Annotated in this window: 11 protein-coding genes; 9 read left to right on the top strand and 2 right to left on the bottom strand. The window is 73.5% G+C overall.

What is annotated here, in order from left to right; all coding sequences use genetic code 11:
• Positions 1-267: 267 nt before the first annotated feature.
• Complete coding sequence (locus tag ACGFIW_RS14510) at positions 268-948, top strand: DUF4232 domain-containing protein (protein WP_393314701.1); 681 nt, start codon at positions 268-270, stop codon at positions 946-948.
• A gap of 28 nt (positions 949-976) precedes the next feature.
• On the opposite strand, the gene ACGFIW_RS14505 is transcribed toward ACGFIW_RS14510, so the two are convergent.
• Together ACGFIW_RS14505 and ACGFIW_RS14500 are read right to left on the bottom strand one after the other, a co-directional pair.
• Entirely contained in the window at positions 977-1843 is an 867-nt protein-coding gene (locus ACGFIW_RS14505; RefSeq protein WP_393314698.1) for an ABC transporter permease, read from the bottom strand.
• Positions 1843-4707 (bottom strand): alpha/beta fold hydrolase, encoded by a 2865-nt coding sequence (locus ACGFIW_RS14500; RefSeq protein ID WP_393314695.1) that lies wholly within the window; start codon positions 4705-4707, stop codon positions 1843-1845. The genes ACGFIW_RS14505 and ACGFIW_RS14500 overlap by 1 nt, the downstream gene beginning before the upstream one ends.
• A gap of 371 nt (positions 4708-5078) precedes the next feature.
• Between ACGFIW_RS14500 and ACGFIW_RS14495 the strand changes: the two genes are divergently transcribed.
• From ACGFIW_RS14495 to ACGFIW_RS14460, 8 genes are all read left to right on the top strand, one after another.
• Positions 5079-6257 (top strand): hypothetical protein, encoded by a 1179-nt coding sequence (locus ACGFIW_RS14495; protein WP_393314692.1) that lies wholly within the window; start codon positions 5079-5081, stop codon positions 6255-6257.
• On the top strand, positions 6244-8796 hold the full coding sequence (locus ACGFIW_RS14490) for a nitrate- and nitrite sensing domain-containing protein (RefSeq protein ID WP_393314689.1): 2553 nt from the start codon (positions 6244-6246) through the stop codon (positions 8794-8796). The genes ACGFIW_RS14495 and ACGFIW_RS14490 overlap by 14 nt, the downstream gene beginning before the upstream one ends.
• Positions 8793-9266 (top strand): roadblock/LC7 domain-containing protein, encoded by a 474-nt coding sequence (locus tag ACGFIW_RS14485; RefSeq protein WP_393314686.1) that lies wholly within the window; start codon positions 8793-8795, stop codon positions 9264-9266. Before ACGFIW_RS14490 ends, ACGFIW_RS14485 begins: the two co-directional genes overlap by 4 nt.
• Positions 9263-9751, top strand: a complete 489-nt coding sequence (locus tag ACGFIW_RS14480; RefSeq protein ID WP_393314683.1) for a DUF742 domain-containing protein — start codon at positions 9263-9265, stop codon at positions 9749-9751. The genes ACGFIW_RS14485 and ACGFIW_RS14480 overlap by 4 nt, the downstream gene beginning before the upstream one ends.
• Complete coding sequence (locus ACGFIW_RS14475) at positions 9729-10472, top strand: ATP/GTP-binding protein (RefSeq protein ID WP_393314680.1); 744 nt, start codon at positions 9729-9731, stop codon at positions 10470-10472. Before ACGFIW_RS14480 ends, ACGFIW_RS14475 begins: the two co-directional genes overlap by 23 nt.
• A gap of 38 nt (positions 10473-10510) precedes the next feature.
• Positions 10511-11026 (top strand): hypothetical protein, encoded by a 516-nt coding sequence (locus tag ACGFIW_RS14470; protein WP_393314677.1) that lies wholly within the window; start codon positions 10511-10513, stop codon positions 11024-11026.
• Positions 11027-11062: 36 nt separating this feature from the next.
• Positions 11063-13276 (top strand): AAA family ATPase, encoded by a 2214-nt coding sequence (locus ACGFIW_RS14465; RefSeq protein WP_393314674.1) that lies wholly within the window; start codon positions 11063-11065, stop codon positions 13274-13276.
• Between the two features lie 92 nt (positions 13277-13368).
• The gene (locus tag ACGFIW_RS14460) at positions 13369-14301 is read left to right on the top strand and encodes an SMP-30/gluconolactonase/LRE family protein (RefSeq protein WP_393314672.1); all 933 of its coding nucleotides are present in this window, start codon (positions 13369-13371) and stop codon (positions 14299-14301) included.
• Positions 14302-14349 lie beyond the last annotated feature (48 nt).

Here is a 14349-nt window from a genome sequence, read left to right as displayed (position 1 = left end):
CCACACTGTGGGTACGGTCCTGTCGAGCTGCCCCACGCCTGGGGCAGACAGAAGCCCACACCCCTTGATGAGGTGTCTCGGTCCCTCGACCTACTCGCCGTGGCGGGTTCGAGATCGCTCGGTGGCCGACACGGCGGGGACAGTGCAGCCGCCCCAGATACGGGGCAGCTCGACAGGACACGCGACTGTGGGGCCGGCACCGAGGCCAGGACGACGGCACCGAGGCCAGGACGACGGTGGCACGCTCACGTGGGCGAAGATGAGGGGATGGCCTCCCGCGACTCGGCAGCACGGCGGCGCATCGGCGCGACTGTCGCGATGGCTCTCGCACTTGGCGGCTGCGCTCTCGACGACCATCACGGCCAGGGCGGGGACCCACCGGGTCGGCCGCTGACCGCGCCGAGCCCGTCGGCGAGCACCGACCCGCCGCCCGCCTGCCCGGCCTCCGGTGTCCGGATCTGGTCGACCGGCGGGGACGCCGCGATGGGGCTGCGCGCCCTCGGGCTGGAGCTGGTCAACTGCGGTGACCAGCCGTACCAGCTCAACGGGTACCCGGTGCTGCACGTGTTCGACGACCACCACGAGCCGATCATGTTGCGGGTGGTCAACGGCGGCAAGGAGATCACGTCGGGGTTCGACCAGCCGCCCCGGACTGTCACCCTCGCGCACGGCGAGCGGGCCACGGCCGTGGTGCTCTGGCGCAACCTGGTCACCGATTCGACGGTGGTGGCCACCAACGGCGCGTACCTGACGGTGGCACCCGCGGCCGGGCAGCCGGGCGAAGAGGTCGACCCGGACGGGCCGATCGACCTGGGCAACACCGGCCGGATCGGCGTCAGCGCCTGGAAGAAGGCCGACCCGGCCGCGCCGGTGCCGACCCGGCCGGCTCCGCCGCCAGCGCCGAGCGCGGTGCCGTCCTCGGTGAGCCCACCCGACAGCCGACTGTGAACCCCGCCGCCAGGGTCTGTGTCGAACCCTAGGACGTGATGTCCTTGCGGGTGAAGCGCCAGAACGCCAACCCCCAGAACAGCGTCGCGTAGCCGATTGCCGAGATACAGCCGCGTACCACGTCGTCGGTCTGCACCGGGGTCGAGAGCAGGCCCAGCCAGGCGGTGCTGAAGTGGGTGGGCAGGAAGTCGCGCAGCGCGCCCAGGGCGGTGATCTGGTCCAGGATGCTGGACAGGATCCACAGCAGCACCGCGCCGCCGACCGCGCCGAGCGCGGCGTCGGTGGTTACCGACAGCAGGAACGCCAGGCCGGCCACCACCAGGAGTACGACCGCCAGGTAGCCGAGCACCGCCAGCAGCCGGAGCAGGCCCTCGGTGGGTTCCAGCTCGGCGGCGACGGTGCTGCGCAGCGGCGACCAGCCGTAGCGCAGGGTGCCGGCCAGCAGCGCGGTGCCGGCCAACAGCACCAGAGCCAGTCCCGAGTACGCCAGCGCGACCACCAGCTTCACCGTCAACAGCCGCGCCCGGGGCACCGGGACCGCCAGCAGGTAGCGCAGGCTGCCCCAACTCGCCTCACTGGCCACCGTGTCGCCACAGAACAGCGCGACGACCACCACCAGCAGGAACGACGCCGACACGAAGATCGAGAAGAGGGTGAAGTTGAGGCCGCCGGAGGTGGCCAGGTCGACCAGACTGGCGAACTCGTTGTTGCCGTTGTCGTCGTCGCCACCGGAGTTGAACTGGAACGCGATCAGGATGATCAGCGGCAGCAGCACCATGAACCCGAGCGCCAACTGGGTGCGCCGCCGGGACGCCTGCCGACGGAACTCCGCCGCGAACGGCATGGTGGCCGACGGCCGGTAGCCCCGGGCCTCGCCCGCGTCGACAACAGCCATCACCGGTCACCGCTTCCCCGAGAGTTGTCGCCCACCAGGGCGAGGAACGCGTCCTCCAGGCGGCGCCGCGGCACCACCCGGTCCACCCCGATGCCGGCGCGCACCAGCTCGGCCACCACCTCGCTGCGGGCCGTGCCGTTCGTGTCGACCACCAGTTGACCGTCGCTCTCCGGCAGCACCCGTACGCCGTGCAGGCGGTCCAGCACCACCCGCGCCGCCGCCGGGTCGCTGACGTCGAAGAGCACACTCGGCGACTCGCCCACGATCTCCTCCACCGGCCCGGACGCCACGATCCGGCCCTTGTTCACCACCACGGCGTGCGTGCAGGTCTGTTCCACCTCGGCCAGCAGGTGGCTGGAGACCAGCACCGCCCGACCGTCGGTGGCGTAGCGCTGGAGCACCCGGCGCATCTCGGCGATCTGCGGCGGGTCGAGCCCGTCGGTCGGCTCGTCCAACACCAGCAGCTCGGGCAGGCCCAGCATGGCCTGGGCGATGGCGAGGCGCTGACGCATGCCGTGGCTGTAGTTCTTGATCTTCCGCTGCACGGAGTCGCCCAGCCCGGCGATCTCCAGGGCCGCGTCGAACTGCGCGTCCTCCCACGGCCGGCCGGTGGCCCGCCAGTACGCCCGGAGGTTCTCCAGACCGGACAGGTGCGGCAGGAAGCCGGGCCCCTCGACGAGCGCGCCGATCCGGGACAGCACCGGCGAGCCGGGCACCAGCCGACGACCGAAGACGTAGATCTCCCCGGCGGTTGGCTGGGTCAGCCCCATCAGCACCCGCAGGGTGGTGGTCTTACCGGCGCCGTTGGGCCCGAGCAGCCCCACGACCTGACCGGGGTGCACCTCGAAGTCCACGTTCGACACCGCCACGAAGCCGTCCGCGTACTCCTTGCGCAGCGCGCGCACGGCCAGCGGCGTGTCCGCGTACTCCGGATGCACCGACCGGTCCTGGCGGCGGTGCCGGCGGCGGAGCACGGCGACGACCACGACGAGCCCGATCACGATGGCGGCGAGCAGGCCGGCGAGCACCCAGCGCCAGATCGTCGCCGCGGTGGGGATCGGCTCGCCGCTGACCGTGGGCAGGCTGACCGCGCCGTCCGCGGCCACCGTGTAGACGGTGGGCTCGGCGGGTGTGGTGTACGCCTGGTCGGAGGTGGCCACCACCAGGCGCAGCCGGTGCCCGGCCTCCACCCGGCGGACGATCCCGGGCAGCGTCACGGTGACCGGGCGGGCGTCCTGCACCCGTTGCGGTAGGCCGGTGAGTCGGATCGGGGCGACCAACCCGTTCGGTAGGGTCGCCGCGCCGTCCTTGTCGACGTCGTAGAGCTTGACGAAGAGCACCGCCGACCCGGTCGGCGAGGCGGCCCGCAGGGTGATGGTGGGCGCACCTGCCACGTCCACCGCCTCGGTCAACGGCGTCGACTCGAACCGGGCGTGTTGGCCGGGCACGTCACCGGCCACGCCGTCCAGCAGCGAGGTGAGCCCGCCGGCGAACGGGATCGAGGAGATCGCGGCCGGGTTGCCGTTCGGTGGGTTCGCGATCGGCTGGGCCGGGCCGGCGACCGTGACGTCCCGGCGGGCGTTTCCGGTCAGGCCCGGGTAGTCGGCGCGGCGGAAGCCGGTGGCGACCAGACCCCGGTCGAGCGCGTCGAAGCCGGCGATCCGCGACCAGGTGAAGTCGTCGCCGGGCGCTTCGCCCTCGCCCTTGACGTAGTGGTCGAGCCACTGGACGGTCAGGAACTTCACCCGGTCCTCGTCGGAGCGGGGTCCACTGCCACCGTCGTGGCCGCCGGTGAACCAGGCGACCCGGACCGGGGTGCCGGTGGCGGCGATGCCCTTGGCGTTCGCGTCCGCCTCGCCGAGACCGAAGAGTGTGTCCGCCTCGCCCTGCACCAGCAGGGTGGGCGTCTTGATCCGGTCCAGCACACCGGCCGGGCTGGACCGGCGCAGCAGGTCCACGGCCGCCTGGTCGGCCCGCCCGGTGGTGGCGATCCGCAGGTACGCGGCGCACACGTCGGCGGCGAAACGCCCGCAGGACGGGTCGGCCGCACCGGCCGGGGCGCCACCGGGTCCGCTGCCCGGGCCGGCACCCGGTGCCGGGCTGGGTGGGCCGGCCGACGCGGGCGCGCCCTGCGGTTGGGCCGCGGTCGCGCCGGACAGCCCGGCCGGGCCGGAGCCCACGTTGCCGCCGCCACCGAAGAAGAGACCGGCCCAGCCCTTCTTGAACACGCCCTCGGTCGGTGCCCCACCGGTGCTCTCCGGCAGGAAGGCACGGGACAGGTCGTTCCAGGTGATCATGGGGACGATCGCGTCGACCCGCCGGTCCTGGGCGGCCAGCAGCAGCGCCAGACCGCCGCCGTACGAGCCGCCGACCACGCCGACCTTCGGGTCACCGGCGGCGTCGGTGCGGACCTCCGGTCGCGCGGCCAGCCAGTCCAGCAACCGTTGCGCGTCACGCACCTCGTAGTCCGGGCTGTCCAGATGGATCTCTCCGCCGCTGCGGCCGAAACCCCGCGCGGTCCAGGTGAGCACCGCGTAGCCGCGCCCGGCGAACTCCTCCGCGTCGGAGCGCACCGACTCCTTCGTGCCGCCGAACCCGTGCGCCAACAGCACCGCCGGGACCTTCCGCCCCGACGACGCGTCGTCGGGCAGGTAGAAGGTGGTGTCGAGGTCCACCGGCTGGTCGTCGGACGGTCCGGAGCGGACGGTGAGCATCGCGCTCTCGGTGCGTACGCCCGCCCCCTGCGGCCACACCGCCCAGGTCACGGCGGCGGCCAGCAGCACGACGACCGCCGTTGCGGCAATCGCGCGACGGCGGGTGGGCAGGGCACGCCGGAACCACGCGGCCGGCGACGGCGATGTCATGCGGCACACGGTACGGCTCACAGCCTGAGCGTTGGCTGAGATCCGCCGTACGTCCGTCCGGTTGCCCCGATCGGTGACCCGACGGCTGCGAGCGCGCCATGTCCGACGCGACGCAGTGAGTTGAGTTCGGATCCCGTGAATTCCGATCTTTCACGGATTTCCCCTCGATCACCACATGTCACACCCACTGACGAAACAGAGCGTGTCGGGAACGCGCGCAATTGGTGACGTTGCTCCAACTGACGCGAACCTGACTCGTCGACCGAGGTCTGACCAGGGAGGGGGTCGGTTAGTTTTCCGGTCCGGTGCACGGGACTTGCCGGGTCGCCCGACACCGCGCCGATCCGCGCCCCATGCCGGAGGAGACATACATGACAGTCCCCGCACCGCGGGCCCGTCGACGTCCGTCCACCCTGGGCCGACTGCTGCCGCTGCTCCTCATCGGGGCGCTACTGGCGCCGGTGGGTCTGCTCGGCACGTCCGCCTGGCGGCAGACCACCGCCGACCGGGACCTGGCCGTTCGGGAACGGCTCGGCGTGCGGTACCTCACCGCTCTGGGCTCGGTCACCGACGCGCTCGTGGAGGCCCAGTCCGCGGCGGTCAACAACCGACAGGTATCCGGCGACGCGCTGAACCGGGCGGTCGAGGAGGCCGCAGCGGTGGACGCCCGCATCGGCGCCGAACTGCTCAGCCAGGAACGCTGGGCCGGGGTGCGAGCCAAGCTGGAGGCACTGCGCGGGCGCAGCCCCGCCGACCCGGAGTCCGCCTACACGGCGTACGGGGAGGTGTCGGACCTGCTGCTGGCGCTGCACCGCAAGGTCCGGGAGAGCTCCGGGCTGGTCCGCGATCCCGTCGCCGACTCCTACTTCCTCCAGGACAGCGCCGGCCAGGAGCTGCCCGAGGCGGTGGTGGCCACCGGCCGGCTCGCCGATCTGGGCACGCTTGTCGCCCGCCGGCCAGCCGCCGAACAACCACGCGGCCTGCTGGAGCTGACCGGCCTGCGGGTGGCCGCCCTGGCACCCGCCGGTGACGCCGTCGACAACCTGCGGTCCGCCGTGGACGGCTCGGAGAGCACCGATCTCGGCGCCAACGTGCTGACCCCGCTGGACACCTACCAACGCTCGGTGGAGGCGCTGGCCGCGTACTCGACCCCGACCAGGGGCACGAGTTTGGTGGACCCCGGTCAGTTGAGCGCCGCCGGGCTCAACACGCACCGCGCGGCCCGCCAACTTCAGCCGGTCATCCTCGCCGAGCTGGACGCCCTGCTCGTCGCGCGCATCGACGAACTCGACCGGGACCGCTGGCTGACCACCGCGGCGACAGCACTCGCCGTGCTGCTGCTGAGCTGGCTCGCCGCGCTGCTGTTCACCGCCCGCGGTCGGGCCCGACGCCGGGCGACCATGGCCGCGACCCACACGGAGACCGCCGACACCCCGCCGCCGGCGGACGCCTGGCAACCGGTGCCCGGCGATCCGCGCGGGCGGCAACCCGCCGGCCCGGCCCGCGACCCGCAGCCCGCACAGTGGGGGGCCTTCGATGCTGCTCGGTAGGCTCCGGATCCGCGGCAAGCTCGCGCTGCTCGTGGTCATCCCGCTGCTCAGCATGGTCGGCCTGGCCGTGCCCGTGGTGCTCGACCGGGTGGCCGCGGCGCAGCGGGCCAGCGACACCGCCGAGCGGGTACGGCTCGCCAGCCGGGTCGGCAGCCTGGTCCAGGACCTCCAGCAGGAACGCATCCTCTCGGTCGGTTTCCTGCTCGGCCGGGTCGAGCGCAGCGAGGTGGTCCGCAAGTCCGCCGACGTGGACGACCGGGTGGCCGACCTGCGCGCCAGCGGAAGCGATGCGCTGACCGGCCAGGTCGACAGCGCCCTGGACGGGGTGTCCAGCCTCACCGACCTGCGCACGTCCGTGCTGGCCCGGGTCGCGAACCCGGGCCAGGTGATGGAGGCCTTCGGCCCGGTGAACGTGGGGCTGATCGAGTCGCTGCGGCTGGCCTTCGGTGTGGACACCGAGACGTTGCCGGGTCGTCAGGTGCTCGCCCTCGACGGGCTGCTGCGCGTCGACGAGGGCCTGGGCGCCTGCGCCACCCTGAGCCTGCTGGTCAAGGCGGTCGGCAGCTCGGACACCATCACCGGGTACGTGGCGTGCATCGCCGCGCTCATGGTCGACAACTCGCGGTTCCGCAGCCTGATCACGCCCGAGCAGCTCAAGGTGGCCCAGCTCAACGACGCGGCGGTGGCCGCGCGTACCAGCTCGGACTTCCTGGTCACCAGCGCCCGCGACCCGGCCGCCGCGGTCCGCGACGTGCCGCTGGAGGCGCTCTTCCCGGCCGTCCGCACGATGATCCGGCTCGGTCAGTTCGTGGAGAAGAAGCTGGTCGCCGACGTACTCACCGAGGTGACCGCCGACCAGCGCCGCGCGCTGACGGCCGCGTACCTGGTCGGTGCCGCGGCGGCACTGATCCTGGCGTTGGTGGTGCTGCTCAGTGCGGCCGTCGCGCGGACGGTGGCCCGACCGCTGACCCGCCTCACCCACTCGGCCGACCGGGTCGCCCGGGTCGCCGAGGCGGAGCTGGTCCGGGTCACCGACGACGAGGGGGAGAGCCCGCAGCCCATCCGGCTGGAGCCGGTGGATATCCGGGCCAACGACGAGATCGGCGACCTGGCGCGGGCCTTCGACCGGGTGCAGAGCACCGCCGCGCGGCTGGTCGAGCGGCAGGTCGCCGGTCGCCGCAACGTGGCGCAGATGTTCGGCCACGTCGGGCGGCGCACCCAGAATCTGGTGGGCCGGCAGATCGCGCTCATCGACCGGTTGGAGCAGCAGGAGGCCGACCCGGGTCGGCTGGAAGACCTGTACCGGCTCGACCACATCTCCAGCCGGTTGCGGCGCAACGCCGGCAGCCTCGTGGTGCTCTCCGGCTCGGCCGGTGCCGACGCCCACACCGCACCGGTGCCGCTGGCCGACGTGGTCCGGTTGGCGCTCGGCGAGATCGAGGACTACACCCGCGTGGAGGTGCGGGTGCCGGCCGGTATCTCGGCCGCACCGGCCGTGGTCGGTGACCTCATCCTCGCGCTGGCCGAGCTGATGGAGAACGCCACCGCCTTCTCCCCGCCGCACACCCGGGTGCTGGTGGCCGCCGAAACGTCCGGCATCGGCGCGCGGATCACCGTCGTGGACCACGGCATCGGCATGGGTGAGCAACGGCTGGCCGAGGAGAACGCCCGGTTCACCCGCCGGGAACGACTCGACCTGGCACCGACCGAGGTGCTCGGTCTCTTCGTGGTGGGCCGGTTGGCCCGCCGCCACGGCTGGGAGGTGGGCCTGGCCGCCACCGCCGGCGGTGGGGTCACGGCACACCTGGAGATCCCGTCGGCGGCACTGGTGCTGCGCCGCGCCGACCGGGCCGGGAGCACCGTCGCCCGGGCCACGGTGCCGGAACGGGACAGGCGTACGGCGGCAGCGTCCAGCCGCGCCGCGCGACCCAGCACGGCGGCCGTCGCCGAACCCGCCCGCTTCGACTCGGACCTGCTCAGCCGGGCCACCCGCAGCCTGGACGCCGGCCCGTCCTGGAACGCGTTCGGCTCCGGCCCGCCACCGCAGCCCGTTGCCGCACCCCCGGAGCCGGAGCCGTCGGGCTCGCCGAACACGCCACGGATCCGGCAGCGGGTGCCCGGTGCCAGCCTGCATGCCGCCACCGCACCGACCCGGCCGGTGGACGCCACCGGCGCGGACCCCGCCGCCGCCCGCGCGCTCGTCGAGGCTTTCCAGGCCGGTGTACGCCGGGCCGAGATGCACACCGTCGACCTGCCGAACACACCCGGAGGTGTCCACCTGCCGAACACACCCGCAGGTGTCGGTCCGACGGCGACCGGTGGCGCCGGCCCGTCCGACACCACACCCGATCGCCCCCGACTGAGCCGACGCGTGCCGGGGGCGAACCTCACGGTCGTCCCGGCCTGTCAACCTCTCAGTACGCACCTCGGTGACCCGGCCGAGGTCCGCAGACTCATCATCGACTTCGAGGAGGGCGTAGCCCGCGCTCTCCGCGAAGTCAGCCCCGACCGCCGGAACGAAGAAGGATCATCACGGTGACCAGCCCCTTCCTGCACGACAACATCGACCAGAGCCAGTCCGGCACCAGCGGGGACCTCAGCCCGGAGGCCCGTACGTTCAACTGGTTGCTGGACTCCTTCACCTCCGGCACCGCAGGTGTCCTGGAGGCGATCGCGGTCTCCTCGGACGGCCTGTTGATGGCCATGTCGGCGATCAAGGACCGGTCCAACGCGGAGCGGTTGGCCGCGGTGGTCTCCGGGATGACGAGTCTCGCCGGTGGGGCGGCCAGTTGGTACGCGCTCGGCGGCCTGAACCGGGTGATCGTCGACATGGCCGACGGCTACCTGCTGATCAGCGCGATCAGCAGTGGTTCCGTGCTCGGGGTGGTCGCCGACCGGTCGGCCAACCTGGGCACCGTCGCGTACGAGATGACGCTCTTCGCCGGGCGGGCCGGTGGCGCCCTGACCCCGCGGCTGATCGTCGAGTTGAAGAACGCCGCTCAGCAGTGACCCCCGACGTCGACGGCGAGGACCCGGACCCGGAACCGACGGTCCGGATCCGTCCGTACCTGCACACGGCCAGCCCGACGGAGGCCGGCGTGGTGGAGACACCGGCGCAGCCGGAGCCCGAGTCGGGTGGCGGTCGCCCGGCCGGGCCCCGCCCGTTCGTGCTCACCTCCGGCCGGGTGGCGGGCGCCGACCCGGCGATCGGCGTGGAGACGCAGGTGACAGTCCGCCCGGACAGCGGCTGGTCGACAGTCCCGACCGGTGCCCTGCTGGCACCGGAGTTCCAGGCGATCATCGCGCTCTGCGCGGAACCGATCTCGGTCGCCGAGATCTCGGCCCGCGCCCGGCTGCACCTCGGAGTGACGCGGGTCCTGGTCGGCGACCTGCGGGCGGCCGGACATCTGGACGTGCACGTCACCGACACCAACGACGCCGTCGACCCCGACCTCATCCTGCGAGTGATTGATGGACTCCGTGCGATCTCCTGAATGGCCGGTCGCCCCGCTCGGCGGGGTTGCCGGAAACAGCGCCGCCGGCCGTTACGCGGTGCCGGGCACCGCGCCGATCAGCGGGCGTTCCGGTCCACCGCCGCCGCCGTACCAGCCGCCGTCCGGGGCGGGGGCGTCGCCGCCGGTCGGCAAGCCGGCGGCCCCGCCGATCCCGGTCAAGATCCTGGTGGCCGGCGGGTTCGGGGTGGGCAAGACCACCACCGTGGGTGCGATCTCCGAGATCGCTCCCCTGACCACCGAGGCCGAGATGACAAGCGCCGGGATCGGCGTGGACGATCCGGGTGTCCGGTCCACCAAGACCACCACGACGGTGGCGATGGACTTCGGCTGTGTGACCATCGACCGCAGCCTGAAGCTCTACCTGTTCGGCACGCCGGGGCAGGCCCGGTTCGGCTTCATGTGGGACGACCTGGCCCGGGGGGCGCTCGGCGCGCTGGTCGTGGTGGACAGCGCCCGGCTGGACGACTGCTTCCCGGCAATCGACTTCTTCGAGCGGGCCGGGTTGCCGTTCGTGGTCGGGGTCAACGCCTTCGACGGGCGGTTGGCCCTGGAACTCGGCGAGATCCGCTGGGCGCTGGCCATCGGCGACCATGTGCCCCTGGTGCAGTTCGACGCCCGGGACCGGCTGTCGGTGCGGGACGCCCTGCTGGTCGTCCTGGACCGGGCGCTGGAACGTGCCACCCGGGAGAGACAGGCCTGAGCCGACCGGCTCGGGCCGTGACGGGAAGAGGTGATCTGGTGAGGGGCGACCTGGACGAGACGCTGGCCCGATTGGCCCGGCGCGAGGAGGCGCTGCGCCGGCGGGCCAACGACCGTGACGACACCGCGCCACCCTCCGGCCTCCCCGGTCCGGGCGGCGGCGACACCCCGAACGCCGGGCCGGCACGGCACGACGCCCGGCACGCGGGGGCGGACTCCCCGGGTGACGTGGCCGGGTGGGGGCCGGTCGAGGAGGTGGCCGAGGCGGTCCGTCAGGTCGTCGGCACCTATCCCGGGCTGGTGGTGACCGTGCAGGTGCAGCACGAGGGGCGGACGTACCCGCTGCGGGTCTCCTGGGACGGCCCGGACGTCACCGTCGGGCCGGTGCCCCCGACGGTGCCGGTGGAACCCCCGCCGGCGTGGCCCCTGTCCGGCCGGACGGTGCCCGAGTGGGCCCCCGGCCCGGACGGGCTGACCCCGGACCCGGCGGCCCGGTTGGCCGAGCTGATCCGGCGGGACCCGTCGTTGTTGGACGAGTTGGATCCGCGGCGCTGACCGGCGGGGCTGGCCGGCGGCGGCTACGGTCGGGCGGTGGCGCAACCCGACCTGACCCTGACGGCGAGCCTACGGCCGGCCGCGCTGGACGCCCGACGGGGCATCGTGCGGCTGCACCCGGAGGCGCTGACCGCGCTGGGGCTGCGGCCCGGCGACCCGGTCCGGCTTGCCGGCCGCCGGGAGACGGCGGGGATCGTGGCGGCCGCCGCGCCGGGCGCGAGCAGCGCCCTGCTGTACGCCGACGACCTGACGCTGGGCAACCTGGGCGTACGCGACGGCGCTCAGGTGCGGGTCAGCCCGGCACCGTTGGCACCGGCGAGTCGGGTCGTCCTGGCCGGGCCGGCCGGGGTGGTCGCGGCGGTGAGTCCGGAGATGCTGCGGCTCGCGCTGCTGGGCAAGGTGCTCACCGCCGGCGACGACGTGTCGCTGCTGCCGCAGGACGTGCTGCCGGACGCCTCGGTGCGCAGCCTCATCGAGGCGGCTCGGGGCAGCCTCGCCAACACTGTCGGTTTCGCCTGGACCAGCACCCTGCTCACCGTGCGCACTGTCGAGCCGGGCCCCGGCGCGCTGGTCACCATGGACACGGTGGTGGTGTGGGAGCACGGTCCAGCCACCCACGGCGGGCCCGATCCGGCCGCCACCGCGCCGGCCCGGCCGGGTGCGACCATCGAGGCGGTGCCGGCGGAGGAGGCGCCCGACGTGGACGAGCTGCCCGGGTTGCGGGCCCACGCCGAGGAGCTGACCGAGCTGCTCGACCTCGGCTTCCACCACCGGGAGGTGTTGGGTCGGCTGGGCACCACCATCTCGCTGGGGGTGCTGCTCGTCGGCCCGGCCGGCTCCGGGAAGTCGGCGCTGGTCCGGGCCGTGGCCACCCGGGTCGGTGCCCGCGTACATCCGCTGTGGGCGCCCGAGCTGGCCGCGTCGACCAACCAGGCCGCCGCCGACCGGCTGCGCGGTGCGGCGACGGCGGCCCGAGCCGGCGGCCCGGCGGTGCTGCTGGTCAGCGACGTCGAGGCGCTCGCACCGGCGGACGAGCCCGGCCCGGTGGCGGCGGTGTTCCGCCAGGTGCTCGCGGAGTGCGTCCGGGCCGGCGTCGCAGTGGTCTGCGCCACCGGCCGACCGGAGGCGGTCGATCCCGCGCTGCGCGCACCGGACCTGCTGTCGCTGCGGATCAGCATCCCACTCCCCGACCAGGCGTTACGCCGCGAACAGCTCACCGTGCTGACCCGGCAGGTGCCGTTGGCCGACGACGTGCGTCTGGACGAGGTGGCCGCGCGTACCCCCGGGTTCGTCGCGGCGGACCTGGCCGCGTTGGTCCGGGAGGCCGGGGTACGCGCGGCACTGCGGCAGAAGTCCGCCGAGACGCCGACGGTGTCGATGGCGGACTTCTCGGCCGCCCGGGAGGTGGTCCGGCCGACCACGATGGCGGCGTCGACCCTGGATCTGGCCTCGGTGACGCTTGACGACGTGGGTGGCCTGGACGAGGTCAAGCAGACGTTGACCGAGTCGGTGCTGTGGCCGTTGACCTACCCGGACACCTTCGCCCGGCTCGGGGTGCAGCCGCCGCGCGGCGTGCTGCTCTACGGGCCACCGGGCTGCGGCAAGACCTACCTGGTCACCGCGCTCGCCGGGTCGGGGCGGGCCAACGTGCTGTCGGTGAAGGGCGCGGAGTTGCTCTCCAAGTGGGTCGGCGAGAGCGAACGCGCGGTTCGCGAGCTGTTCCGCCGGGCCCGGGAGGCGGCCCCCACCCTGATCTTCCTGGACGAGGTGGACGCCCTGGCGCCGGTACGCGGCCAGGCCACCGACGGAGGCACCACGGATCGGGTGGTCGCCGCGTTGCTCACCGAACTGGACGGGGTGGAGACGTTGCGCAACGTGGTGGTGGTCGGCGCGACCAACCGCCCCGACCTGGTCGACCCGGCGCTGCTGCGGCCGGGCCGGCTGGAGCGGCTGGTCTACGTGCCACCGCCGGACGGGCCGGCCCGCGCGGAGATCCTGCGAGCCGCGTCCCGGCAGGTGCCCCTCGCACCGGACGTCGACCTCACCGCCCTCGGCGACGAGCTGGCCGGTTTCTCCGCGGCGGACTGCGCGGCGCTGGTCCGGGAGGCGGCGCTGGCCGCGATGCGGGAGTCCCTCGCCGCGGCCACGGTCACCGCCGGGCACGTCGCGACGGCACGGGCACGGGTGCGCCCCTCGTTGGACCCGGCCCAGGTCGCCGCGCTGGCCGCGTACGCCGCACGGCGGGATTGAACACCCGGCCCAACCTTTTGGCGGCTCCGACGTGTCCTTAGGGCGTCACACTCCTCTGTGGAGAATTCCACATGGACGTCAGGCGGTGTTCCTTGCGAAAGCTGCTGTCTCTTTTCCTCGTCCCCGTGCTCGCGGCGGCGACCCTGGTCACGGTCGGTGCACCGGCGACCGCGCACCCGCCGAAGCCGTTCCCGGCCCGGATCGCCCTGCCCGACGGTTTCACTCCGGAAGGGTTGACGATCGGTCGCGGCACCACGGTGTACGTGGGTTCCGTCCTGGACGGTGCGGTGTGGCGGGGCGACCTACGGACCGGGCGCGGCTCCGTGCTGATCCCGGGCACCCCCGGCGCGGCCAAGGCAGGGCTCAAGATCGACCCGCGGGGCCGACTCTGGACCGCCGACTTCACCGGCGGCGGGGCCACCGTGTACGACCCGGGCAGCGGCGCCCGGCTGGCCCACTACCAGTTCACCGCCGACCCCAACAGCCTGGTCAACGACCTGGTGATCACCAAGCGGGCGGTCTACTTCACCGACTCCACCCGGCCGGTGCTGTACGTGGTGCCGCTGGGCCCGGATGGCCGACTGCCGGCCCCCACCGCCATCCGGGTGCTGTCGCTCACCGGTCCGGGCGCGACGCCGGACGCGTTCAACAACGGGATCGTCGCGCTCCCGGACGGTGACCTGCTCGTCGCGCAGATGCTGACCGGCCAGCTCGTCCGCGTCGACCCGCGCACCGGGGGCAGCCGCGTCTTCGGTCTCGGCGGCTACTCGGTGGACCGGGCCGACGGGCTCGTGCTGCGCGGTCGCACCCTCCACGTGATCCGGAACCTGAGCAACGTCATCGCGGTGGTCCGGCTGAATGCCGGCTACACCGCCGGGGTCGTGCAGCGGGAGATCACCGGCCCGCAGCTCCGGTCACCGGCCACCGGTGACCTGCTCGGCTCGGCGTTGTACGTGGTGAACGGCCGGTTCGACGTGGAGCCGACGCCGACCACCGACTTCGACATCGTCCGGGTGCCGGCCTGATCCAGGCGGTCGGCGGTGCCCCCCGCGGTCGCCGCCGACCGGCACGCC

This window comes from Micromonospora sp. NPDC048935 (assembly GCF_043197875.1).
GTDB lineage: Bacteria > Actinomycetota > Actinomycetes > Mycobacteriales > Micromonosporaceae > Micromonospora.
This window is presented reverse-complemented; position numbering and strand designations above follow the sequence as displayed.

Bases quoted from the DNA above. Each gene is read 5' to 3' on its own strand.
- ACGFIW_RS14495 (WP_393314692.1), top strand. From the start codon at position 5,079: ATGACAGTCCCCGCACCGCGGGCCCGTCGACGTCCGTCCACCCTGGGC.
- ACGFIW_RS14500 (WP_393314695.1), bottom strand. From the start codon at position 4,707: ATGACATCGCCGTCGCCGGCCGCGTGGTTCCGGCGTGCCCTGCCCACC.
- ACGFIW_RS14475 (WP_393314680.1), top strand. From the start codon at position 9,729: ATGGACTCCGTGCGATCTCCTGAATGGCCGGTCGCCCCGCTCGGCGGG.
- ACGFIW_RS14490 (WP_393314689.1), top strand. From the start codon at position 6,244: ATGCTGCTCGGTAGGCTCCGGATCCGCGGCAAGCTCGCGCTGCTCGTG.
- ACGFIW_RS14505 (WP_393314698.1), bottom strand. From the start codon at position 1,843: ATGGCTGTTGTCGACGCGGGCGAGGCCCGGGGCTACCGGCCGTCGGCC.
- ACGFIW_RS14510 (WP_393314701.1), top strand. From the start codon at position 268: ATGGCCTCCCGCGACTCGGCAGCACGGCGGCGCATCGGCGCGACTGTC.